The sequence below is a fragment of the Rothia sp. P7181 genome (assembly GCF_048513015.1).
Lineage (GTDB): Bacteria > Actinomycetota > Actinomycetes > Actinomycetales > Micrococcaceae > Rothia.
In genome coordinates this window covers 98,050-121,216 of the sequence record NZ_JBLXXZ010000006.1, presented here as the reverse complement: position 1 = coordinate 121,216, position 23,167 = coordinate 98,050, and the positions used below count along the sequence as shown (strand labels likewise).

The 23,167-nt window shown below is 48.1% G+C and carries 18 protein-coding genes and 1 riboswitch; of the genes, 10 read left to right on the top strand and 8 right to left on the bottom strand.

Going from position 1 to position 23,167, the window contains the following annotated elements:
* Positions 1-119: 119 nt before the first annotated feature.
* On the bottom strand, positions 120-920 hold the full coding sequence (gene trmB / locus ACN08Z_RS04640) for a tRNA (guanosine(46)-N7)-methyltransferase TrmB (RefSeq protein WP_419103419.1): 801 nt from the start codon (positions 918-920) through the stop codon (positions 120-122).
* Positions 921-1,270: 350 nt separating this feature from the next.
* Between trmB and ACN08Z_RS04635 the strand changes: the two genes are divergently transcribed.
* Positions 1,271-2,725, top strand: a complete 1,455-nt coding sequence (locus ACN08Z_RS04635; RefSeq protein ID WP_419103418.1) for an amino acid permease — start codon at positions 1,271-1,273, stop codon at positions 2,723-2,725.
* Positions 2,726-2,829: 104 nt separating this feature from the next.
* Positions 2,830-3,630: an HNH endonuclease family protein gene (locus tag ACN08Z_RS04630; RefSeq protein WP_419103417.1), complete on the top strand. Its 801-nt coding sequence runs from the start codon at positions 2,830-2,832 to the stop codon at positions 3,628-3,630.
* A gap of 24 nt (positions 3,631-3,654) precedes the next feature.
* On the opposite strand, the gene ACN08Z_RS04625 is transcribed toward ACN08Z_RS04630, so the two are convergent.
* Positions 3,655-5,043, bottom strand: coding sequence for a hypothetical protein (locus ACN08Z_RS04625; protein ID WP_419103416.1), 1,389 nt, complete (start codon positions 5,041-5,043; stop codon positions 3,655-3,657).
* A 197-nt stretch (positions 5,044-5,240) separates the two neighbouring features.
* Here ACN08Z_RS04625 and ACN08Z_RS04620 point away from each other — a divergent pair, with 197 nt between their 5' ends.
* Positions 5,241-7,583 carry a Tex family protein gene (locus ACN08Z_RS04620; RefSeq protein ID WP_419103415.1) on the top strand — a complete coding sequence of 781 codons (2,343 nt, stop codon included), beginning with the start codon at positions 5,241-5,243 and terminating at the stop codon, positions 7,581-7,583.
* Between the two features lie 25 nt (positions 7,584-7,608).
* On the opposite strand, the gene ACN08Z_RS04615 is transcribed toward ACN08Z_RS04620, so the two are convergent.
* The 3 genes from ACN08Z_RS04615 to ACN08Z_RS04605 all read right to left on the bottom strand — a co-directional run bounded on the left by ACN08Z_RS04615 (position 7,609) and on the right by ACN08Z_RS04605 (position 9,397).
* Complete coding sequence (locus ACN08Z_RS04615) at positions 7,609-8,166, bottom strand: GtrA family protein (RefSeq protein WP_419103414.1); 558 nt, start codon at positions 8,164-8,166, stop codon at positions 7,609-7,611.
* 192 nt (positions 8,167-8,358) lie between these two features.
* Entirely contained in the window at positions 8,359-9,192 is an 834-nt protein-coding gene (locus tag ACN08Z_RS04610) for an aldo/keto reductase (protein ID WP_419103413.1), read from the bottom strand.
* Between the two features lie 67 nt (positions 9,193-9,259).
* Positions 9,260-9,397 carry a hypothetical protein gene (locus ACN08Z_RS04605; RefSeq protein ID WP_419103412.1) on the bottom strand — a complete coding sequence of 46 codons (138 nt, stop codon included), beginning with the start codon at positions 9,395-9,397 and terminating at the stop codon, positions 9,260-9,262.
* A 17-nt stretch (positions 9,398-9,414) separates the two neighbouring features.
* Between ACN08Z_RS04605 and ACN08Z_RS04600 the strand changes: the two genes are divergently transcribed.
* Positions 9,415-10,710, top strand: a complete 1,296-nt coding sequence (locus tag ACN08Z_RS04600; RefSeq protein WP_419103411.1) for an MFS transporter — start codon at positions 9,415-9,417, stop codon at positions 10,708-10,710.
* Positions 10,711-10,779: 69 nt separating this feature from the next.
* Positions 10,780-11,727: a DUF808 domain-containing protein gene (locus tag ACN08Z_RS04595; RefSeq protein ID WP_419103410.1), complete on the top strand. Its 948-nt coding sequence runs from the start codon at positions 10,780-10,782 to the stop codon at positions 11,725-11,727.
* Here the strand turns inward: ACN08Z_RS04595 and ACN08Z_RS04590 are convergent.
* Positions 11,710-15,225: an SNF2-related protein gene (locus ACN08Z_RS04590; protein ID WP_419103409.1), complete on the bottom strand. Its 3,516-nt coding sequence runs from the start codon at positions 15,223-15,225 to the stop codon at positions 11,710-11,712. The genes ACN08Z_RS04595 and ACN08Z_RS04590 overlap by 18 nt on opposite strands.
* A gap of 145 nt (positions 15,226-15,370) precedes the next feature.
* Positions 15,371-15,499: riboswitch (SAM riboswitch) on the top strand.
* A 31-nt stretch (positions 15,500-15,530) separates the two neighbouring features.
* Between ACN08Z_RS04590 and ACN08Z_RS04585 the strand changes: the two genes are divergently transcribed.
* From ACN08Z_RS04585 to ACN08Z_RS04575, 3 genes are all read left to right on the top strand, one after another.
* Positions 15,531-15,725 (top strand): nuclease PIN, encoded by a 195-nt coding sequence (locus ACN08Z_RS04585; RefSeq protein WP_419101995.1) that lies wholly within the window; start codon positions 15,531-15,533, stop codon positions 15,723-15,725.
* Positions 15,722-16,171, top strand: coding sequence for a plasmid stabilization protein (locus ACN08Z_RS04580; protein WP_419101996.1), 450 nt, complete (start codon positions 15,722-15,724; stop codon positions 16,169-16,171). The genes ACN08Z_RS04585 and ACN08Z_RS04580 overlap by 4 nt, the downstream gene beginning before the upstream one ends.
* A gap of 184 nt (positions 16,172-16,355) precedes the next feature.
* Positions 16,356-18,146, top strand: a complete 1,791-nt coding sequence (locus ACN08Z_RS04575) for a DUF6350 family protein (RefSeq protein WP_419103408.1) — start codon at positions 16,356-16,358, stop codon at positions 18,144-18,146.
* A gap of 239 nt (positions 18,147-18,385) precedes the next feature.
* Here the strand turns inward: ACN08Z_RS04575 and ACN08Z_RS04570 are convergent, their stop codons facing one another.
* Positions 18,386-18,805, bottom strand: coding sequence for a hypothetical protein (locus tag ACN08Z_RS04570; RefSeq protein WP_419103407.1), 420 nt, complete (start codon positions 18,803-18,805; stop codon positions 18,386-18,388).
* Between the two features lie 130 nt (positions 18,806-18,935).
* On the opposite strand from ACN08Z_RS04570, the gene purN reads away from it, so the two are divergent.
* The gene (gene purN / locus ACN08Z_RS04565) at positions 18,936-19,559 is read left to right on the top strand and encodes a phosphoribosylglycinamide formyltransferase (RefSeq protein WP_419101999.1); all 624 of its coding nucleotides are present in this window, start codon (positions 18,936-18,938) and stop codon (positions 19,557-19,559) included.
* Between the two features lie 110 nt (positions 19,560-19,669).
* Positions 19,670-21,277: a bifunctional phosphoribosylaminoimidazolecarboxamide formyltransferase/IMP cyclohydrolase gene (gene purH, locus ACN08Z_RS04560; RefSeq protein ID WP_419103406.1), complete on the top strand. Its 1,608-nt coding sequence runs from the start codon at positions 19,670-19,672 to the stop codon at positions 21,275-21,277.
* 116 nt (positions 21,278-21,393) lie between these two features.
* Here purH and ACN08Z_RS04555 read toward each other — a convergent pair whose 3' ends face one another.
* Positions 21,394-23,151 (bottom strand): VWA domain-containing protein, encoded by a 1,758-nt coding sequence (locus ACN08Z_RS04555; RefSeq protein ID WP_419103405.1) that lies wholly within the window; start codon positions 23,149-23,151, stop codon positions 21,394-21,396.
* Positions 23,152-23,167 lie beyond the last annotated feature (16 nt).

The window sequence follows — 23,167 nt, the reverse complement described above, 5'->3', positions numbered from 1 at the left end:
GGGGGCGTAAAACTTTTTTGTTTCCCCCCCCGCCCCATAACGTAGCTGTGTTCACTGCCGCTTACTCAGAGACATAACACCTGTTACAAACGTAGTTTAAACCTACCAACATTTTTCATCTATCGACGAATATAGGTCAAATCATGTGCTCCACGGCCAGCTTCGCGAGCCTTACGTTCAAAACTCGTTAACACACGACCCTCCCAGCGCGGTGCCCAACCGCCTTGCGGGTCTTCCTCCGTTGCACCCTCGCCACGATGCGCATTAACAAAATCGGGGTGCGCGTCGAGCACGTCACGCATTACAATAGCGTATTCTTCCCAGTCAGTTGCTAAACGCCAAGTTGCACCAGGTTTCAACACGCGTGCAACCTTATGGGCAAATTCTGTACTAATAAGACGGCGCTTATGATGACGAGTCTTATGCCAAGGATCAGGGAAAAACACCCACAACTCATCGACAGAAGCTGGCTCTAACATGTTCTCTAAAAGCTCTGGAGCATTAGCCTGCGCTACACGAATATTCTCCGCACCAGCACTTGCCATCTTGCGTAGTAAATCAGCAATACCGGGGGTATACACCTCAACAGCGAGGAAGTTATGCTCAGGAACCTCCTGCGCACGATGAACAATCGCCTCACCAAGACCAGAACCAATTTCTACCACAAGAGGAGCGACCCTGCCATAAACTTCTTCAGCATTAAACTGTGCCTCTGGCGCTACTGACGTATCAGTGAGCAGACGAGGTATCTGCAAAACATGGGTAGGAGCATACTGCTCCCACGCGGTGAGTCTGCGACCTGTGAGCCTATCGCCACGACGAACGAACGAAAGTGGCTGTCGGTGAAACTTCTCAGGAACAGTAGAATCTTCTGCTAGATGTTCGGTGTTTTCGTTATTAGTATGCGTTGTCGTTTCCACGAGTCTCCTCAATCTAGTACGGGCGCGTACGGAAACAAAAGCACCGCCCGAATCTGCCCGAATATGAGCAACCTAATCATCCTAGAGGATAGAGAATGAAGCATGCCAGCAACCCTTAAAACTCAACAAATAAAAAAATGTGATATACAATTCATTATTTTCTCGCAATAATAGGGACTAACAGCCCGCAATAGTGAAGGGTATCCTAGCCTGTCTAAACGGAGAACACCTCAAAACCAGACTAGGATTAACACAAATATCAAAGACCACAAAGGCATGCAGGTCGGCGACGCCCTCTCACCCTAGAGAACCATTCAAGACACGTATGCCCATCAAACAATGGAGGCGAGATGCCAGACCAACATCATGGTTCGCATGCTCAAACAGAAAACGAACTACAACGTGGACTCAGCAATAGACATATCCAGCTCATCGCCATCGGCGGAGCCATCGGAACAGGACTCTTCATGGGATCAGGAAAGACCATCTCCCTGACAGGTCCGTCCATTCTCTTTGTCTACATGATTATTGGTACAGCAATTTTCTTCGTCCTCCGCGCCATGGGAGAACTACTCCTCTCAAACCTCAAATACAAATCATTCTCTGACTTTGCCTCCGACATCCTCGGCCCAGGCGCAGGATTCTTCGTCGGATGGTCCTACTGGTTCACATGGGTCGTTACAGCCGTCGCTGACGTTATTGCCATCACCGGATATTCGCAATACTGGTGGCCACACCTACAACAATGGATACCAGCTATCATCGTCATCGGGTTACTTCTGGCACTGAACCTTCCCAGCGTCAAAAACTTTGGTGAAATAGAATTCTGGTTTGCCCTCATCAAAATAGTCGCCATTTTTGCGCTCATCATCGTAGGTATCTTCATGGTTGCTATCAGCTTTGAACTCCCCAACGGCGACACAGCAAGCGTCACAAACCTCTGGTCAGATGGCGGATTCTTCCCCCACGGCATCGTCGGATTCCTCGGCGCATTCCAAATCGCGCTATTCGCCTTCCTCGGCGCAGAACTTGTCGGAACAGCAGCAGCAGAAACACGCGACCCGCACAAAACACTACCCAAAGCAATCAACGCCGTACCGATTCGTATTATCCTCTTCTACGTACTGACGCTGGCCGTAATCCTGATGGTAACCCCTTGGCAAGACATTGACCCAGCAAAGAGCCCCTTCGTCACCATGTTCAGCCTCGCCGGTTTCGGATTTGCCGCCTCACTGGTCAACTTCGTAGTACTGACTTCTGCAACATCTTCCGCAAACTCTGGTATCTTCTCCACCTCACGTATGATTTACGGACTCGCAGAAGAAGGCTCCGCACCGCGTATCTTCCGTATCCTCAGCCCCGGAGGCGTCCCACGTAACGCACTCTTCCTCACCAGCGTGCTCCTACTTTCCTCCCTCGCGCTGCTGTACTCGGGAGAATCAGTGATTAGCGCCTTTACTCTCGTCACCACTGTTGCCGCAGTACTTGCCATCTTCAACTGGACGATGATCCTCATCTCATACCTCGTCTATCGTAAAAAACACCCAGAACGTCACGAAGCATCCACCTACAAAATGCCAGGAGGTATTCTTGCCTGCTGGATTGTGCTCGCATTCTTCGTCGCAATGGTCATCATCTTGGCATTCTACGATGACACCCGCCAAGCACTCTTCGCCATGCCACTATGGTTCATCCTTCTAGGTATTGGCTGGATGTTCGTCCGTAAGAACCCCACCCACCTCGAACTACAGAAAAAAGCCCAACAGGCACGCACCAAAGACACCTCCTACGAAGAAACCCTCTAAAACCTCAGAAGAGTTCTCACTCAGGGCGAGAGTACAACACCACGCTGTGTTGGCTTTCGCCCTGAGCCTTTAGAACACACGAACATAACAACCGAAAATCCTTGATGAGAAACCAATACCGTTCTTCCACCCACTACCGAACCTACCGACACCGGCAACCTATACGACGCTCTCGCCCCTTCTTCCTCCGGATGAGCACACTCTTCTGGGCGGTGCTCATCGGTGCAGGGATATTTCTCTGGACACAGCACGAAAAAATAGAAGAACTCCTCGGAGCACCAAACGTCCCCGTAGAAACTGGGTTTGCACGTCACTTCGCACAACCCTATTCAACAGCTAGTGAAGTTCTCAAAACTCTCCCCGTACAGCACCCCGCTGGCGCTCGCGGATACTCACGTTCACAATTTGGCCCCTCATGGGAAGATATTGATCGAAACGGTTGCGACCAGCGTAACGACGTCTTAGCTCGAGATTTATCCCATGTAAAATACGCTCGTGGCTGTAAAGTCGCTTCGGGGACGTTTATTGACCCGTACACTGCCGAAAGCATTGACTTTCTTCGAGGGGAGAAGACCAGCCCTCTGGTACCTATCGACCATATTGTTGCACTTTCTAATGCTTGGCAAACTGGTGCCGCAGAACTGCCCCTCGAGCAACGTCAGCGTTTAGCGAATGACCCATTGAATCTTCAAGCAACTGGATACGACGTCAATACTGAAAAATCTAATCAAGACGCCTCTCAGTGGTTACCGCAACGAGGATATCGCTGCGAATATGTTGCGCGACAAATATCAGTCAAAGCGATATATCACCTGTGGGTCACGCCCGCCGAGAAACAAGCTATGGAAAACGTGTTAAAAGAGTGCCCGCAACAGCCCGCGTATCGTTCTGGGCTAAAACGTTAAAGCTGCCCACGGAACGCAAAAGGATTATGGTGTAGATACTTCTCCGGGAGGTTCTTGATCCTCAAAATAGAAAAGCTCAGGCTGAGTGTAGTTCAACGCCCATCGCAAGGCATACATGATTTCGTATGTGGCTGACTCTACCTCCGTGAAAGTCTGCCCCCATGAGAAAAGGTCCTCAGACATAGACGCCCAACCATGTTCTTCAAGAACAGCAGCGTCATAGCTTGTTCCACGATAAAAAACAGTGTTTTCAGTAATCAACTCACAAATATAGCCTGAAGGGGAGCGCAGAATAAATAAACGAGGAATCGTCGTATCCTGTTCTTCACTGATCTCTGAAAGATAATACAACCGTATGCTTTGCCCCCAAGGTAGCTCACGAAGTGCGCCACGTAAAGAATTTGTCATACGCTCCCAAGGAGTACTACACGGTAACTGGTTATGCCGTTCTGAAGGAGAATGAACAATACCAATACCATTCTCGTAAAGAGTTTTTAAATCTACCGAACGAGAACGAGAAACTGAGGTTCCTGCTGAATCCTGAGTTTCTCGTGCGGGAACAGTTGAAAGCGAACTTATCTTGAGCGCATCATTAATGAGTCGACGACCGTTTTTAAGACCGTTATACCAAGAACCGTATTTGCTACGTACTGTGCCGAGTAATGGTACTCGTCCTAGAGGGTTACGGCTAATAGACCAATTACCATAAACCAACACGGTGGGTTTGCGGTCATATCTGATGCAGTAGCTCAAAAATTCTGCTAGAGCATTTCGAAAATCACGGTCTGTCACGCTGGATGCAGAGACACTAATACCGTAATCCTCTAAATCTGGTGGGCACACTCCTACACGCATCAGCGCTATACTCCAGCTGCCGTCCCCAAGACGGTCTTCAATAATTTGTCGATGAGGCGGCCAGCTACTGACCTCGTCGACGATATTACGAGCTTCTTCGGGGACGTTGTCGAAAAAGTCGTCGTAGGAAGCCTCATCAAGGCGGATATAAGGGTTTTCGCTGAGTGCTTTGAGCGCAGCACCGCATTTTCCTAGAATGAGAGATATCGCTTCGGGGCTAACGTTGGCCTTCGCAAATATTCGGGGGATATCTTCCAAAATAATGGGGTCAAGATATGCTGCGGCATACTGAGGGTCTGGCTCCATATCGTGGGTGACAGCCACGGAGTACCACACCGCAGCCGACATCATCACGTTGTTGAGAATATTTTCGGTGCGAGTGTTAAAAGTCCAACGTCGTGAAAAAACTGCGCGACGAATCATACTAGGAGATTCTTCCGGGAAGAGCGTTGCAATTCGATGACAGGCTTCTTCCTTGGACCAGCCAGAATCAGCAAGTTCTTCAATCAACGGCGAGTAGTGAGAGAGAAAACGGTGATAGTCCTCGTTACTTGCCATAATGAGATATTTCCTTAAACTCCGGTATTAGTCTGCGTCGGTAAAAATGTGTACATAGTTTCGTTATCAAAATCTAAACACTCAAGAACAAAACTAACAAATATATATACCCGTATTACTTCAATAAACCAAGATTTTCCATGCCTTATTCGATTGAAAAACGAGAAAAAGACTGAACTAATGAGAAACTAGAAGCTATGGATTCACCTCGAACGGACAGACACAAACTCGAAAAAACGCTCGCTGGTGAACTAGGCGCACCTATTTTCGGTGTCAGAGCCAGCATCCGGCTCCTTGATGAAGGCGCCACCGTTCCTTTTATTGCTAGGTACCGTAAAGAACACACCGGCAATATGAGTGACACACAGCTACGTGAACTCAAAGAACGACTTGAATACCTCAGAGACCTAGAACAGCGTCGCCATAAAATCCTTGAACTCCTTGCTCAACGTGGTGTACTCGAAGAATCTTTACAAGCCTCAGTGCTTGCCGCACGCACAAAAAATGAGCTGGAGTCACTTTACGCCCCCTATAAAATTGCTCGACGAACACGCGCACAATGTGCGCTTGAAGCAGGGCTAGAACCACTTGTCGACGACCTCCTCGAAGTCCCACTAGCAGAGGCAGAACAAATCGCTCAAGCGTATGTTCGCCCATCTCGTGCAGAAGAACCAGAAGATACTGCTGTACCAGATGCAAAAACTGCACTTGAGGGGGCTCGCGCCATCCTTGAAGAATACGCGCTATATGACCACGAACTGATGGAACAACTCCGTGAACGCTTATGGTCTCATGGCGTCATTAGCTCACGTGTACTTCCGGCGCACAGAGAGTATGACAGCAAATTTAGCGACTACTTTCATTTTTCTGAACCGCTCAGAAAAATACCTAGCCACCGTGTTCTTGCTTTGATGAGAGCCGAGAAAGAGGGCGTCGTTGAGCTTCGTATAGAAATAGCTCAAACCCCAGAATTTTTAAAACAATCAGGTGAAAGCGACCTCGCAAAACTTCGTGCAAGTAGTGAACGTAACGAACAAGAACGTTATACCTATGAGTCTGCTATCGCTTTTGCGTTAGGTATTCCGGTGCAGGTGCTCAACACTGTCAGCGATGAAGACCGTGTTCTTGGATGGTTGGCATCAACAGTACGTTCTACTTGGAAAAATCGTATTCTCCCTCGCCTTGCAACACAGATAAGGGCTCGTCTGCGAGAACACGCCGAAAAATCTGCTATTGATGTGTTCTCATCAAATCTACGAGACCTACTTTTAGCAGCACCAGCTGGTGAACGTGCTGTGCTCGCCTTAGACCCCGGTCTACGCACTGGCGTAAAAGTCGCCGCGTTATCTGCACTTGGGGAGGTGCTCGATACTACTGTTATCTACCCTCATGCCCCTAAAAAACAATGGGCTGAATCGCTGAATACCTTAACTGAACTCGTTAAAGAACATCATCTTGAACTGGTTTCTATTGGTAACGGAACAGCCTCTCGCGACACTGATAAACTTGCCAGCGAACTATTGAGCACCCTTAAAAATGAGGGAATCTCTGTACAAAAAGTTACTGTTTCAGAAGCAGGAGCTTCCGTCTATTCTGCATCTGCTCTAGCAAGCGAAGAACTGCCAGATCTCGATGTGTCTCTGCGCGGGGCAGTCTCTATCGGACGTCGTCTACAAGACCCTCTTGCTGAGCTTGTTAAAGTAGATCCGCAATCTATTGGCGTAGGTCAATATCAGCATGATATTTCAGCTCATGCGCTACGACGCTCCTTAGACGCAACTGTTGAAGACTGCGTCAACCGTGTAGGTGTATGGGTTAATAGCGCATCCGTTGAATTACTTTCTCATGTTGCAGGTCTGAACCGTGCGTTAGCTCAAAATATTGTGAACTATCGGCAAGAACATGGTGCTTTCAAAAACCGTCAGGAACTTCTAAACGTCTCTGGAGTAGGCCCTAAAACCTTTGAACAAGCTGCCGGCTTTATTCGTATTAGGGGAGGGGACGAACCTCTTGACGCCTCTGCCGTTCACCCTGAGTCTTATGGGTTAGCTCGTCGTCTCCTTCAGGATGCTGGGGTACGTGCAGGTGAAGTGATACCGTCGAGTGTTCGAAAAAAGATGGAATTACAAAAATATTTAGATGAGGGTTTTGGCACTCAAACGCTCAACGATATTTTGGATGAACTCGAAAAGCCCGGCCGTGACCCGCGCCCAACGTTTCGTGCTGTGCACTTTACTGAAGGTGTCGAAACCATCCATGACGTCAAAGTCGGCATGATTCTTGAAGGGACAGTTTCAAACGTTGCTGGTTTTGGAGCTTTTGTGGATATTGGTGTTCACCAAGACGGACTCATTCACGTCTCACAGATGAGCACAAGCTATGTTCAAGACCCTCACCATATTGTACGTTCTGGCGATATTGTACAAGTCCGTGTTACCCACGTTGATACAAACCGTGGGCGTATAGCGTTATCGTTACTGCTTGAAGACGAACCTTCTATTACAAAGAAAAATGCTCGACGTCGGCAACGTCGAGCATAAAAACCCAAATAACCTCTTCTAAATTCTATGAGGTCTTTTGCACTGGCGGAACAGAACCTTCATCCATCGGCATAGAAGGTGATTTCTGCTCACTGTCGAAAGGTACCACTTCGTGTAGTTCTGCTTTTTTGCGAGCCTCGTAACCTTTAAAAACAAAGCGGTCAAGTGCCCAAAATCTAAAGACCATCGCTAGGGCTGTACCGAGAATAGGGCCGGCAATAAAGTCCGCTATTTCTTGTGCTAGAAACGAGATATTGGGGTACGACAAATGAAATATATAGCGTGATACCCACTGTGGAAGAGCGTTTAACCCAATACCGATGACCGTCACAATGAAGAAGCCTAAGAACTGCTCGAACGTTGGCTTTCCGGAGGAGCCTTGCCACGTCCAACGTGAAGAAAGAATATACGAGACAATACTTGCTATTCCGGTTGCAAAAATAAGAGCTGTTGTCGGTTTTGCGGTAAGAACCGTGTATTTGAGGGCATAGTTAATGACCATGGTAAGCACAAAGCAACCACCACCAACAATGAGAAAACGGACTTTCTCATTCTGAAGAAGCTTAAAAAAACTTTCTTTCATGCCCTCAGCTCTTTTCTTTCATCATGGGCTTTGTTCCATAAAGTCTTAGAACACATCACCTCAAAATAGCATTATTACCTCTCTAAAAGAGGAGTATAGCGCTAAAAAATAGCGTGGTATTAGTTGCAGTTTAACCTCAAAGAGGCAGACGCCCTATGACGTCTGCCTCACCTGAGAAGGTAAAAGCTGCTCTTAGAACTCGATATGTGACGGGTCAGGGCCAATACGCCCATCTGCACGAGTCAATGAGTTAATAGCCTCAATATCGGCATCATCGAGGCGTACCTGTAGAGCCTCAAAGTTGGACACAATTCTTTCTGGCGTGACCGATTTAGGAATAACAACGTTGCCTAACGCTAAATGCCATGCGATAACAACTTGTGCCGGTGTGGCCTGATGCTTTTGAGCGATTTCAGTGATGACAGGGTCACTGAGTAACTGGCCACCTTGACCTAACGGAGACCATGCCTCGGTTAATATTCCAAGCTCCTGATGAACTGCACGCAACTTCTCTTGAGAGAAATATGGGTGCAACTCAATTTGATGGATAGCAGGGGTTACCCCTGTTACCTCAATAATTTCGCGTAATTGTTGTTCGGGGAAATTTGAGACACCGATGGAACGTACTAGTCCACGACGACGCAACTCAATGAAAGCTTCCCACGTCTGAACATATTTTTCACGATGGATAGAAGCCCAATGAATGAGGAGAAGATCAACACTTTTGAGCCCGAGGCGTTCTAAGGATTCTTCACAAGCTCGAAGTGTTTGGTCGTACCCTTGGTCGTCATTCCAAATTTTGGTGGTGACAAAGATGTCTTCACGAGCTACGTGGCTAGATGCTAATGCTCTGCCCACACCAGTTTCGTTGCCGTAGATTTTTGCGGTATCGATATGTCGGTATCCGGCATCGAGTGCTAGTTGTGTCACTTCTTCTGCGCGGTCGTTTTCAACCTGCCATAATCCATAACCTAGCTGAGGGATGGTGTGTCCATCATTAAATGTTTTGAGAGGTTGTTGTGCCATCTGATAATCCTTTCGAAGGTGTGCTCAACGGCATCAATCAGAAAACTTTATGCGTAAAATTTTCTGTCTATTCTTTCATCATAGAATTAGTGCCGCCCAAAAATGCTGGTGTTACTTTTCTTTGCGTCATCAGATAATCTTCATCAACGCACCGATAACCCCTGAAAAGATGCGCAAATAGACGGCATAAGACACGGTTAGCCATAGTGTAGTATTTCCCTCATGGCGAAAATTTTTATGGATTTAACGCCGGTCAAAGAACTCCCCGAGTACCGCCGGCTGTGGATTGGTTCTCTCTTTTCTAGTTTGGGTTTCCAAATTACATCAACAGCCGTCACCCTAGAAATTTTTTCGTTCACGCACTCCACCTTCGCCGTGGGGCTTCTCGGCTTTATTGTGGTGTTACCCCTTATCATAGGAGGTCTTTACGGAGGAGTCATTGCCGATAACTATGACCGTCGTAAAGTTTCTTTAACCGCCAGCTGGGGCATGTGGCTCATGACCCTTTTCATTGCCTTGCAATCATGGATCAATCTCCAGAACCAATGGATTTTGTATACTCTCGTTGCTTTAGAATCATTACTTTTCCCCATTAATCAGGCTGCTCGTGGCGCTATTATCCCTCGAATAGTTCCGCCAAAACTTCTTGCATCTGCCAATGCACTTAATATGAGCGTTGGCTCCTTGGGCATGGCTCTTGGGCCTTTACTCAGCGGTTTATTCATTGCTTCTATCGGATATAACTACACATACCTTGTTAACGTTTTTGCTCTACTGGTCAGTATCTGGGCGCTATATAAACTTCCTACAGTCCTTCCTGAACACGATGAAAAAACACCAAAAGTTCGTGGTCTTCGCTCCGTAGTAGAAGGCTTTTATTTTGTACGGCGCACCCCCGTCATTGCGATGACGTTCATCGTTGATTTGATTGCGATGATATGTATCCAAGCCCGTCCTCTCATTCCGGCTCTAGTGCTCCTCTCCTTTGGTGGTGGAGACCTTGGCGCCGGTGTGCTCTTCTCAGCTGGCGCACTAGGGGCTTTTATTGGGGTCACTTTTTCGGGGTGGCTATCAGCTATACAACGCCGTGGAGCTTTCCTCACAATGAGCTATATGTTGTGGGGGATAGGATTCGTTTTCTTCGGCACAATTGCATTCTTCTTAGAAGGACGCTCTCCAAGCGAGTCCTTGCACGAAAACCTGTTACCTCTTGTCTGTGCTTCTTGCGCGTTAGCGGTAGCAGGCTGGGCAGATGGTGTAGGCGGTATATTCCGTTCTACTATCATTCAACAAGAAACCCCCGATAGGCTTCGCGGACGTCTTCAAGGTATCTTCATCATGACCCTTGCTGGTGGGCCTAACATCGGTATTGGTGTGATGGGTCTGGGAGCTGCACTATTTGGTACCTCAATGACAGCCATCATTGGTGGTGTGATATGCGTTGGTGCTATCGTGCTAGCGACATACTGGAAACCAGCTTTGTGGAGATATCCAACCGAAAATACTCTTGAACAATAATGAACGATAACTTCCCTTGTATTCTTGGGGTAGTAGCTTATTGGACAGAGATAAAGAAAAGAGATCCTCATGGCTGGCGGGCTAGTTGCGCTCCTAGACGACATCGCAGCATTAGTAAAACTCACAGCGGCAAGCACCGACGACATCGCTGCCGTAGCCTCTAAAGCAAGCGCTCGCGCTATTGGTGTTGTTGTTGATGATACTGCTGTTGTTCCCCAATATCTGAACGGGGTAGAACCTCGTCGTGAGCTACCTATTATTCGTAAAATTGCGGTTGGTTCTCTCCGGAATAAGCTATTTTTTATTCTTCCACTGATTATCTTTTTGAGTTGGTTATGGCCAGCGTCATTAACTCCGTTGTTAATGTTAGGTGGTCTGTACCTCTGTTTTGAAGGTGCTGAGAAGATACTAGAGCTATTTCATCCGCACTCAGCAGAAGAGACCGAAACCCCCGCCATTATTGCTGGGGAAGAAGCCGAGAAAAACGTTATTTCTGGGGCGATTAGAACAGACTTCATTCTCTCTGCCGAGATTATGGTCATCGCCATGAACACTATTGCTCATGAGGGAACGTGGGCTATTCGTATTATCTCCCTCATCGTGGTGGCGGTGCTGATTACTCTACTTGTCTACGGCGTTGTTGCCGTACTCGTGAAGATGGATGATGTCGGCTTAGCGCTCATGCGCCGTGAATCTTCTATGACACAGAAAATAGGCGCTGTGCTCGTGTCAGGAATGCCTCTTGTGATGAAAGGTATTTCATTACTTGGTACTTTTGCGATGCTTTGGGTGGGCGGGCATATCGTCTTGAACGGTTTAGCAGATATCGGTCTTCACGCCCCAGAACACGCGGTTGAATACCTTGTTCATGCTCTCACCTCGTGGAGTTCCGGTACTCTTCTGAGCGTGCTTGCATGGTGCGCTGAAACATTTTTTGCCATGATCTTTGGTCTGTTATGTGGCGGTATTGCGGTTGTTACAACGCACTTCTTCTCATCGCTACGAGGTACTCAATAGTTCTCGGATATGTTCTGCTGTCATCTTTTCGCTAAAGAAATCTCCATCATCAACAACAGCGTCGAAGAGTGCAGACTTATTTTTTTGTAATTCCATAACTTTTTCTTCAATGGTTCCCGCAGCAATAAGCCTGTAAACCATCACATGTCTGGTCTGCCCAATACGGTGGATTCTGTCGATGGCTTGTTGCTCTGCTGCAGGGTTCCACCACGGGTCCATCAAGAAACAATAATCTGCTGAGGTGAGGTTAAGCCCGAACCCTCCCGCCTTGAGCGAGATGAGAAAGACGGAGCTTTCTCCTCTCTCAAATTGTTCGATAACTTTTGCACGGTCTCTTGTCGAACCGTCAAGATAGCAGAATTCAATATTCTGTTCTTCTAAATCTTTTGCGATGGTTTTAAGGTAGCTGGTGAACTGGGAGAAAATCAGTACACGGTGTCCCTGAGAGAGAACTTCTGGCAGATGCGCCTGAAGGTACTCTAGTTTTGATGAGGTAATGTGCGAGTACTCTTCGTCGACTAGATGAGGTGCTAGCGCCATCATGCGCAGTTTTGTTAACGAACGGAAGACCGTAAAACGGTTTTTGTCCATATCTTTGAGCAGTCCCAGAACTTTTTTGCGTTCTTGTTGTAGGAGCATATCGTATGCTTTACGATGCTCTGGGTTAAGAGCAATGGGCATTCTTTGGTCTGTTTTATCTGGTAGCTCTGTGGCAACAAGTTCTTTCGTTCGCCGGAGAATCAGCGGGCGTATCCGTTGCCGTAACTGTTCGAGTTTTTCGTGGTCTTTGCTTTCAGTGATGGGTTGTACGTAATAGTCTTTGAATTTTCGTGCACTGGGGAATAGACCTGGTGCCACGAGAGAGAAAATGGACCATAACTCCATGAGGTTGTTTTCCATGGGTGTTCCGGTGACAGCAAGTTTGAAACGTGCAGGTATTTTTCGTGCTATTTGGTGTGCCTGAGTCCTCGCATTCTTAATGAACTGCGCTTCATCAAGAATGACCCCGTTCCACGGTGTTTCTTGTGCGTAATTGTTAAAAGCGTTGGAATCTAGTCGTAGCAGAGTGTATGAGGTGATAACGACTTGTGCCTGACCGATACGTTCTGTGAGTGTTTGTTGCGATTTTGCAGTGGATGTGGTGATGGCGGCGACTTCAAGTTCTGGTGCGAAGCGTTCTAATTCTTGTACCCAGTTGGGAACAACAGAGGTTGGGGCAATGATGAGGAAGGGAGCAAATGATGGGGTGCTGTTATTGAGCTCTTCGACCCATTGTTCATAGGCTTTGAGCATCATGGAAATAGTTTGTAGTGTTTTACCAAGCCCCATGTCATCACCGAGGACGGCTCCAAGGCGGTGTTTCCACAGGAAGTAGAGCCATTGGTAGCCTTCTTCTTGGTAGGGGCGTAGCTGTGCTTGGAGTGTTGCTGGAGTCGGTACGTTATCGCTACTGTCTTTGTCGCTGAGGAGGCTGTGAATATTTTCTTGCCATCCTTGGCATGATTGTGTGGTGGTGGCAAGATCTTCGAGTTCTTCCCACATCCCTAATTGGTGTTTGTTGAGGCTAAGTGGTTGGTCTGGTTCTGAGAAGTCTTCTATTTCGGCTAGTAGTTGACGTAGTTTGATAAATTCTGGTCGGTTGAGGGGATAGTAGTTGCCATCACCGAGAAGGATGTGTTTTTTCCCCGCGTTGAGTGCCTCAAAGATCGTAGAGAATGATACGGTCCATTGACCAATGGTGACGATAATTCCAAGGTCAAACCAGTCTTGGGTGTCGCTTGGTTCAACTCTCATCTGGATTTCGGGGGTAACGTCCAGTTCTGTGAATTGAGGTTCTTGTCCGTGAGTTTGGATGCGGAGTCCACGAACATTGCGGTATTGGGGCAGTATAGATTCGGTGAGTTGTTGAACATCCCAGTCGTAGAAGTGTTGTTCTGTGAGCTGTAATGCGGGGTAGATATTTTTGAGTTGCGCGAGGATTGTATTTTCGTAGTTTTTATCGCGCTGTTCATAGATGTCTAATAAGGTGCTCTGTACTGGGAAGTATTCGAGGTTGCTTTCATCTCGTGTGTTCTTGAGCGGGTCTTTAGGGTATTCCCATTCCCAGCGGGTGTGGGCGTGGGGTGTTTGTTCGCTGTCGAAGTAGACGTGAAGAATTAGCTCTGGTTGTTGCACTTGGGGTGGTTGTATCGTTGCGTCGTTGGTGCAGAAGCTGATATTGCGTGTGAGATATGGGTAGAACTCTTGATAGAAACTATTGATATCTTGTGAGGGGATTTCGATATGTTCTTCTCGGATAAGGGTTTCTGCTGCGCCGTTGAGTGTTTCTTTCAGGGGAATGAAAATGAGGTCGGCTGCGGCGTATCGGTCGTTGAGACGTGTTGGATTGATGGCGCTAGGTAGGGTTGTTTCCCAATGTTCAGCTTGTGCTGTGGCTTTGTAATGTTCTTGTGCTTTGTGCCCGAGGGCAATGAATCCGTTGCGGGGCTGGCCTATTGGGTGGCAGTAGTATGCGGGGAAGGCATTTTCTCCTGTGGTGAGTGTTGGTGTGATGCGTAGACCGTCTTTGTAGCTGTGAAGTTCTGCTTTTAGCGTGGCTTCTTCGGTGTGCGCCGTAGTGATGGGTTTTCCCTCTAACAGGATGGGCAGTGCTATTTTTTCTGCTTTTTTGAGTACTTTCCATAGTAGGGACGAGTTAACCGTAGAAAGTGTTACCCAATCGCGGTGGGAAGTGTACGCTGATTGCCAAGGTCTGATGATGGAGTAGAACTCTCGCAACCATCGTTCGTGTTCGGGCCGGAGGGCGTGGCTGCTTGTCTTTCCGGTGTGATCTTTTTGGAAGTGTTCCCAGTTGATGCCGTCTTTAATCCAACGGTTGTTTTTACCTTGGACGAGTGGACGTGCTTGTAGGGTGATACGTGGTGTTTTGTGTTGACCGCTACCGAGTGCGAAGCGGGAGTTAACGTGCATTTTGAGGTCGAGAGCGGCGATGGTATTGCTGTTATTTTCGTAGGGTATCCGGTGATGCTGCGCCAGTGTTTGTGACAGTGTTCTGCGCCATGTCGACATTTTTTGTTGTTCTGCTAGCTCTTGTGCAGTAGTGATTCCGTGGTGTTTGAGCTGTTCTTCGCTGAGTCCGTCTGTGACGCGTTGAGTGGAACTTTGAGCTTTGCTAACTTTTTCGGCTCTTTCGATGGCGGTGAGCATGATGGCTACGGAGTGTTTGCAGTCGGTGCGTACTGGGCAGGTGCATCGTGCGGAGAAAGCGAGGGACCCTTCAACCTGTTCTGCGGGGAAGACAATTTTGCTGAGGTATGGGTCTGTTGCGTCGCCGTAGGTTGTTCCTGTCAGGATGTGTGCTTGGGCGTCGTAGGAGTATCGGGCGACTTTGCCCTCTTGCATGTATTGTTTTCCGCGCAGGTAGGTGCGGTGTCCTACTTGCTGGATAATTTTTGCTGCGCTGACGGGGATTCTGGGGAAAGCTGATGGTGCATTCACGGTGGTTGTATCCTCTGCTGGCAGGGTGCATATATGTTCTAGGTTACCGGATGAGCTTGCACCAAAGCTGGTGTAGCCTAAATCTCTCAAATATTTTGGGTTGAGCTCTTTGTTTTTTGTGGTGGTTGCGTTATTCTGGATTCAGCTTCAAGAGTTTCAACTGATAAGCTCCGACTTTAGTTGAACGCCAACCCCATGTTCACGGGTGGCTCGGATGACGAAGCGGTTCGTATTCGCGTCATAGTACGCAGGCTGGTACGGACAAGAGCACTTCGAAAGGAAAGCGCATTCAGCGCAGTTGTATCATGCACAACACCGCTCGCCCTCAGCACAATATTCAACCTGTTTCTTCTGCTCAAACTCGTGGCGGTTACGCTGCCGTAAGCATTCAAGATTACACTCGTATTTCCCATGAGCGTTCTGAGTTTCTTAACTTTTTGCTCTCTCCTAATCCGCACGGTATCCCTAACCAAGAATACGGTATCTTACAAGCAGCATGAGTATAAGAGGACTACTTCTAGACTCTGATGTACTAGCAGAGATTCGCAAAGCCACACCACATCCGCAGGTCGTTGCGTTTCTTCGCCGTCGCTCATATATGGTGATGTACATATCAGCACTTAGCCTAGGCGAACTTAAAGGGCTTTACCCCTACCCTGAAACAGAGAGGTGGGTTAACGAACTTCTCGAACGTTTTAGCGGGCAGGTTCTCGACGTTGATACGAACGTATCTTTGGCATGGGCCGGTCGCCAAATTCGTGCTGAAGAACGCCCCTCACCAGAAGGCCCTTATACGCCATTGCCTACCGCCGCACTTGAAGGGCTCATGGCTGCTACCGCTGAAGTGCATCAGCTAGAAATAGTTTCTTCTAAAGCAGATATTTATCGTCGCTGGGGAGTCCCTGCCGTTAATCCGTTGCATGAAAACGCCGCGCGAGGACTATAAACACTGTGTCTTTTACGTGACCTTAAGACGTAGGCTGTGATGAGCTTAGCCTCTTGACCGGCATACATGGTATGGTTCAGTGGGGTGCACGCGGTGAAGAAAATCCTTGGTTTATGTCTCATTTGGATGAGAAAAGCTGTGTGAACTTCAGAGTTCAATAGAGTTCATGACAAGATAAAAGACGATGAAAACCAACGTGATGAAACCTCAACAACGTTCGATACCGATGCCCCTCTGGCTACAGGGGGTTGTCGAACTCTTTCGTACTGCCTTCTACTCTTGCTTTGCTGTAGTGCTACTACTGGGTGCCGTATGGTTTACCGGCGGTTTTGAACAGCGTGACCTCTACGCTATGGCAGTTTTAGTTAGCCAAATGTGGCTTCTAATCCATGGGGTTCCTCTTCATCTGAACATCTCTGCCCCGTATGGAGACACCCCCGATATTCAGGGGACGATGAGCTTTATCCCGTTGGGTTTAACGCTGATACCCTTATGGTTATGTTTCCGTTCAGGACGAGTCTTAGCTCAAGCATCTCGTGAGGGACAATTCTGGATACCAACATTAACCGGAGCTATCACTTATAGTGCCTGTGCTGGGGGCTTGAGCCTTTTGACAACAGATACTGCTGCGGTAGCGTACCCTGTAGCTTCTGCACTTGTACCGTGTTGGGTCGTTTTATCAGGGCTTATTCTTGGTGGCTGGTACGAGTCTCGTTCTTTGGCGAGAATGATCGGTGTTAACGCTGCAGAATGGGTTGCTCAGTTTAGCCAGTACTCACGTTGGGCGGGTTCTTATGTTTGGACGGTTCTTCGCGCATCAATCGTGGCAGTTCTTGCGTTTATTGGCTGTGGAGGGCTATTACTGAGCTTGTCTTTGCTCTGGCATTGGAGCGATGTCGTCACAATTTATCAATTGCTTGATGCTGGTGCTATCGGCGATACTGCTTTGACCTTTTTACAGCTTGGTGTTATCCCTAACGTAGTTTTTTGGGCGATGTCTTGGAGTGTCGGAGCTGGTTTCTCATTGGGAGAACATACCTCCGTAAACTTCTTTGAACACTCTACTGGTGTGCTCCCCGCTTTCCCTCTTCTGGGTGCCTTACCAACGGTCAATGAGCCGTGGAGCTATATTGCTATTGCGGTTCCTGTGCTGTGCGGTATTGTTGCTGGCTGGTGGTTCTTCCGTGCCGGCGAAGACCATCTTGATGAGTGGCTTTCTCTTAAAATTCCTTTCCGCTGGATTTCTTTGCCACTATCAACTTTTGCCTTAGCTATCTTTGTTTCTATTCCTGCCGGCATCATTTTGGCGTTATGCGGTTGGGCATCGCGCGGTTCTCTTGGTATGGGACGTTTTACTGATTTAGGGCCAGATGCTTTATTATTTGGTGCTTTATCTGCCGGTTGGATTGCTTGTGGCGTGATGATGGGATCGGTGATGGCCCCTATATTCCATCGTGGCGCTATTACTGAGCTTGAGCGTTTTTCTGATCTAAAGAATGACCGTGAAGAGCGCCGTCGTCGTAAACGTCTTGCCCGCGAGCAGAAAAAAGCGCAACGTCGAAACTCTCGTCAGAATTCTGCTATCGCAGAAGTTGAAGAACAGCATGATGAAACCAATAAGCCTTCTTCCGAGGCTGTGCGTCGTCTCTTAGAAGACTCTGATGAACCGTTATCGGATATGACGCTATCTGAGGTGGCTCAAAAGGAGGAGCAAAAAACTGCTGATTTTGAATCTGTCGTAGCCCAAAACTTACGATTGTTTTCTGATATCGAAGAGGAAAACCTCGAGGCTCAGGCAGAGGCTTCGTCAACTGAAGATGACGTATCGAAACAAAAAAATGATACTGCAGCCGATCAGGTAACTGGAGATAAGGATTCTTCTGAAGGGAAAACCCTCACTCACTTTAAACATGGGCGAGTCATACGCCGTCCAAAAACTCGACGTCGTTCTTCGTCGCAGTCTGATGACTCTTAACGCTTTTCGGGGCACAGAGCTTTTGGCGTTTTGAGGGTGTGAGAAAACCTCACTTAAATAATTGAGCTGATGGGATGTATCTAGAGCATCATCAAATGTGCTTGAAGACAATACCTTGAGGTTTTATCTTGAAGTTTATTGTGGGGGTTGTTTGTCCCAGTCTAATCGCTCTACAACCACCACCATGAGTACTGCTACCAGTACCCCTATAACTCCCGGTATAACTGCCCCTATCGGCTTTATTTGAGTAAGGACCCTAAAAGATTATCTTCTAAATCAGCTTTACACTGCTCCTGCCGGACAATAGTCAGAGCATGACGGGTACAATCTGCAAACTGGTTTGTTTGGTCCATAAAAATTATTTGTATTGCGGTGCTAAACATGAGCACTAACGCAATCACCATAAAGAATGTGAACGTCACATACATGCCTGAGGACGCACGTGCCCGAGCAATATACGTCATGCCCCAAACAGCGCTGACAATCATCCCTAACTGAAAAGACACTGCTGCAATAAGCCACCACCCGCTATACGAGGAGAACACAAACCCTAAAAGGCCAAAAGCAATGCTCAAACGATGACAGACGTCAAGACGCTGCTTTGCGTCTTGAACCATGGGGGAGGACTCATTCTCAGGAAGCATAGGCTGTACAGACATACTCTCTAGGATACCTGCTCTGAGAGATTTGAGGGATTCCTCGCGCCTGCTCTCTCATGCGCAAAATACTTTAAGTCATATAAATAATTGAACTATTAGCTTCGCCACAAGGTGGGGTACACTGTGAACCATGCGTATTGTGGTGATGGTCTCTGGGTCAGGGACAAACTTACAGTCCATCATAGATGCTGTTTCGGCAGGCACCCTCACGGTGGATATTCTTGCTGTCGGTGCAGATAAACCGTGCCGTGGTATCGCACGAGCCCAAGAGAACGGTATTGAAACGTTCCTGTGCGAACCACATCATTATTCTTCTCGCGAGCAATGGAACCGCGCCCTTGAAGAACACCTCACCCGATATAACCCTGATCGTATCGTCTTCGCTGGCTTCATGCGCATCGTGGACAAACAACTTGTTGAACGATTCGCCGGACGTATCATCAATACCCACCCTGCTCTCTTACCCTCTTTCCCCGGAGCACACGGGGTACGCGACGCCCTCGCCTATGGGGTTAAAGTCACTGGAATGACGGTTCATTTAGTTGATGCAGGGGTGGATACCGGAACTATCCTTGCTCAAGCTCCTGTCCTTGTGGAAGATACAGACACCGAAGAAACCCTCCACGAGCGTATCAAAGTCAAAGAGCGGGAATTACTTGTGAACACTCTTGAACAGATAAGCCACACTCTACGTTCTTCGCAGAATGCCACGGAGAAAACCACTCCTGAAGAACATACACCCCCGCTTTTATAAGCGCCGGTGCCACAGATGTAGATACCTCATCACTGGTATCTAGCCCGTGGGCCGGGGCTGAAAACGGCTCAAAATAACACCTTTTACCCAGACAAAAAATTGGAGTATTTGTGAGCCTTACTCAGCTAGACCGTGTCCCCATCAAACGTGCGCTCATCTCTGTCTACGACAAAACTGGATTAGAAGACCTTGCACGCGAACTACACCAAGCCGGTGTATCACTCATTTCAACAGGTTCTACCGCAGCGACGATTGCTTCTGCTGGCGTACCAGTAACAGAAGTATCTGATATCACCGAGTTTCCCGAATGTCTTGAAGGTCGCGTCAAAACTCTTCACCCGAGGATTCACGCAGGTATTCTAGCTGACCGTCGGAAAGAAGAACACCGACAAACTCTAGAAGAGCTGAGCATCGAACCTTTTGACGTTGTTATCGTTAACCTTTACCCTTTTGCGCAAACCGTTGCTTCTGGCGCTGACCACGATGCTATTATCGAAAAAATCGATATTGGTGGTCCTTCCATGGTGCGTGCAGCCGCAAAAAACCATCATTCAGTAGCTGTTGTCGTCGACCCCCAACGCTATGATGACGTCATTAACGCAGCCCAAAACGGTGGATTTACTTTAGCTGAACGTCGCCGTCTTGCCTCAGCTGCTTTTGCACATACCGCCACTTACGATACCGCTGTAGCAACATGGACAGCCGCCCAGCTAGAAGGATCTGAGAACGCCCAATACTGGCCACCTTTTGCGGGACTATCCTTTGAACGTTCAGAATCTTTACGCTATGGAGAGAACCCTCACCAGCAAGGAGCTCTTTACGTCGACCCCGCTAGCGCCCCCGGCATTGCCCAAGCTGAACAACTCGGCGGTAAAGCAATGAGCTATAACAACTACGTTGATGCTGACGCCGCTCTACGCACCGCCTATGATTTCGATGAACCCGCAGTAGCTATTATTAAACACAATAATCCTTGTGGCGTGGCAATTGCACCACCACAAGCTGAAGACCCTATTGCACAAGCTCATATGAACGCTCACGCCTGTGACCCGGTGTCTGCCTATGGCGGTGTTATTGCAGCAAACCGCGAAGTGACCGCACAGATGGCGCAGAACATCAAAAACATTTTTACCGAAGTAATTGTTGCACCGTCCTATAGTGCAGATGCTTTAGAGATTTTACGGTCTAAGAAGAACCTACGTATTCTCGAACTGCCTCAGAACTATACGCGAAGCACCATCGAATACCGTCAAATTTCTGGTGGCGCATTATTCCAAGATGCAGACCAGTTACAAGCTGAGGGTGATACGCCTACCGCGTGGACTCTCGTTGCCGGTCAACCTGCCGATGAACAAACCCTCAAAGATTTGAGCTTTGCTTGGCGTGCCCTACGTTCTGCAAAATCAAATGCTATCCTTCTAGCTCATCAAGGTGCTGCTGTCGGTATTGGCATGGGGCAGGTAAACCGTGTAGATTCTTGTAAACTTTCGGTTGAACGCGCTAACACTCTTGCCGATAATGCTGAACGCGCTCGCGGTTCAGTTGCTGCCTCTGACGCCTTTTTCCCTTTCGCTGATGGTCTACAGGTGCTCATAGACGCTGGTGTTCGTGCGGTTGTTCAGCCTGGTGGCTCTATTCGTGATGAAGAAGTCATTGCTGCCGCTGAATCTGCTGGTGTGACAATGTACTTCACTGGCAGCCGTCATTTCTTCCATTAAGAAGAATAATTTCAGAGAATCTGTTCTCTGATAAGGGAGAGATACTAAGAGGGGTATGGTTCAGAAAATATTTTCTGAACCACACCCCTCTTAGTTGAGTTTGGAAAACCTAGTATTTATTGGTTTTCGGTTGCTGTCTCTTGGTGGTGTGCTTGCGCTTCTTCGGCTCCAGCATGTGCTAGTGCCTGTTTCTCTTGGCTAGAGAAAGAGAACGCTTCTGCGAAGATAAGTTGGATATCTTCTGCAGAGTTTGCGGGGAATGCCTGTCCACCGGTTTGGGACGCAATTTCTTGGAGCGCTTGCATATCTGCATCAGCTGAAATGCCGATAAGGATGATATAAATCGGAGCTTCTGGATCTTGTTGAGACTGGATGGTCTTAATAAGGTCTTCGGTGCTGATGGAATTATCATCGTGGTTTTCACCGTCGGTCATGATGATGACGGTGTTTGCTGCGCCGACTTTATATTCCTTTTTAACATTCTGGAATGCCGCAAGAATGGTGTCGTTGAGTCCAGTGTAGTTATCTGGGATAGGCTTGAGAGAAGAACCTGCTTCAAGGAGAAGGTTGCGTTGTGAACGGCCGTCGGTTTCGTCACTCATGTGGCGGATAGGAGCAAGGCTCTTGTAATCGACGGTATTTCCTTGGGCGTCTTGGCTCATGTTGCTAGAGAAACTCCACAATCCCATGGAATCTCGTGCGGGGAAGAGTTTGTATCCGGCAAGGATGGAGTTGACGGCAATGTCCATACGGGTTTGGTCGGTACCTTCAATTTTGTATCCCATGGAGCCAGAGACGTCAACCGCAACGAGAGCGTTCAACGGTGCTGCTTGAAGGGAGTATGTAGACCAGGCTTCTGCGAGAACTTCTGGTTTTGCTCCGGTCAGGTTGGTGAACTTTCCGATGGAATCTTTTTCGAGTGGTTCGCCTTGTGCATTGCGTAGACCTGTTTCGGCGAGAGCCTTTTTGCCGTCTTCAGAGGAGATGAAGTTGGTGATTTTATCGGCTGCTTGTGCGATGGTTTTATTGGCTTCTGTACCGCTAGACGCTGGCTGATAGAGCGGATAGTCTAATTCGCCACTGCCAGTTGCTGGAACATACGCGGTGAGCTTGGAATCGGAGTGTTCTTTAAGGTACGAGACGTAGTCATTTTCTCCGACGATAGCTGAACGGTAGGTGTCATGTTCTACACCTGAGAGGAGTTCTTGAGCGTTTTCTGCTGCTGCTTCAACTCCGATAGTTTGTGCGCGTGAGCCGAGGTTGCTTGCCAATGACTGTTTGCTTGTTTTACCGTTAGCGCTTTCTTCTGTAGCGTTGATGATGGCCATAAACGAGCTAGGTTCTACGCTGGGATCGCCTACGTGTACGGCGGTTACATCGCTGAGCGCTTCGTTCCACGATGGGTATTTATCTGAAGATTTGGTGACAATGACGCTAGGGGTTTTTGCGAGGGATTCGGCTTTAGTCACTAGCTCGCTTTTTCCTGCGAGGGCAAGTTGTGCTTGTGTCGATGATGCAGGTAACCAGAGGTTTGGTGCAGATTTTCCTGCAATAATTTGACTTGCAACGTCAGCGACGGAAGTGTCGTGGCTAACAGATAAGACGATGCAGTCTTCTGGATTGACGGGGATTTTGTGGAGGACCTGCGCCATAATGGGTGTGGTTTCAATGGTGACGCGTTGAGTAGTTGCGCAGGAGGTAGGTACGGATTGTGCGTTAACTACCTTGTCTTCTGTGTTGTTACCTTTGAGGTAATATGCGAGCATTCCGCCGCTTAGTAGGATGGCTGTTGCGCCTCCGACTGCGGTCCATTTGCGCATGTTTTTTCTGCGTTGTGCTTCTCGTGCTTCGCGTCGAGATTGAGCGTTCCCCATTTGTACCCTTCCGCTC

Coding starts and splice junctions, on each gene's coding strand:
- ACN08Z_RS04635 (WP_419103418.1), top strand. CDS start 1,271: ATGCCAGACCAACATCATGGTTCGCATGCTCAAACAGAAAACGAACTA.
- ACN08Z_RS04630 (WP_419103417.1), top strand. CDS start 2,830: ATGAGAAACCAATACCGTTCTTCCACCCACTACCGAACCTACCGACAC.
- ACN08Z_RS04625 (WP_419103416.1), bottom strand. CDS start 5,043: ATGGCAAGTAACGAGGACTATCACCGTTTTCTCTCTCACTACTCGCCG.
- ACN08Z_RS04620 (WP_419103415.1), top strand. CDS start 5,241: ATGGATTCACCTCGAACGGACAGACACAAACTCGAAAAAACGCTCGCT.
- ACN08Z_RS04615 (WP_419103414.1), bottom strand. CDS start 8,166: ATGAAAGAAAGTTTTTTTAAGCTTCTTCAGAATGAGAAAGTCCGTTTT.
- ACN08Z_RS04610 (WP_419103413.1), bottom strand. CDS start 9,192: ATGGCACAACAACCTCTCAAAACATTTAATGATGGACACACCATCCCT.
- ACN08Z_RS04605 (WP_419103412.1), bottom strand. CDS start 9,397: ATGGCTAACCGTGTCTTATGCCGTCTATTTGCGCATCTTTTCAGGGGT.
- ACN08Z_RS04600 (WP_419103411.1), top strand. CDS start 9,415: ATGGCGAAAATTTTTATGGATTTAACGCCGGTCAAAGAACTCCCCGAG.
- ACN08Z_RS04595 (WP_419103410.1), top strand. CDS start 10,780: ATGGCTGGCGGGCTAGTTGCGCTCCTAGACGACATCGCAGCATTAGTA.
- ACN08Z_RS04585 (WP_419101995.1), top strand. CDS start 15,531: ATGCACAACACCGCTCGCCCTCAGCACAATATTCAACCTGTTTCTTCT.
- ACN08Z_RS04580 (WP_419101996.1), top strand. CDS start 15,722: ATGAGTATAAGAGGACTACTTCTAGACTCTGATGTACTAGCAGAGATT.
- ACN08Z_RS04575 (WP_419103408.1), top strand. CDS start 16,356: ATGAAAACCAACGTGATGAAACCTCAACAACGTTCGATACCGATGCCC.
- ACN08Z_RS04570 (WP_419103407.1), bottom strand. CDS start 18,805: ATGTCTGTACAGCCTATGCTTCCTGAGAATGAGTCCTCCCCCATGGTT.
- purN (WP_419101999.1), top strand. CDS start 18,936: ATGCGTATTGTGGTGATGGTCTCTGGGTCAGGGACAAACTTACAGTCC.
- ACN08Z_RS04555 (WP_419103405.1), bottom strand. CDS start 23,151: ATGGGGAACGCTCAATCTCGACGCGAAGCACGAGAAGCACAACGCAGA.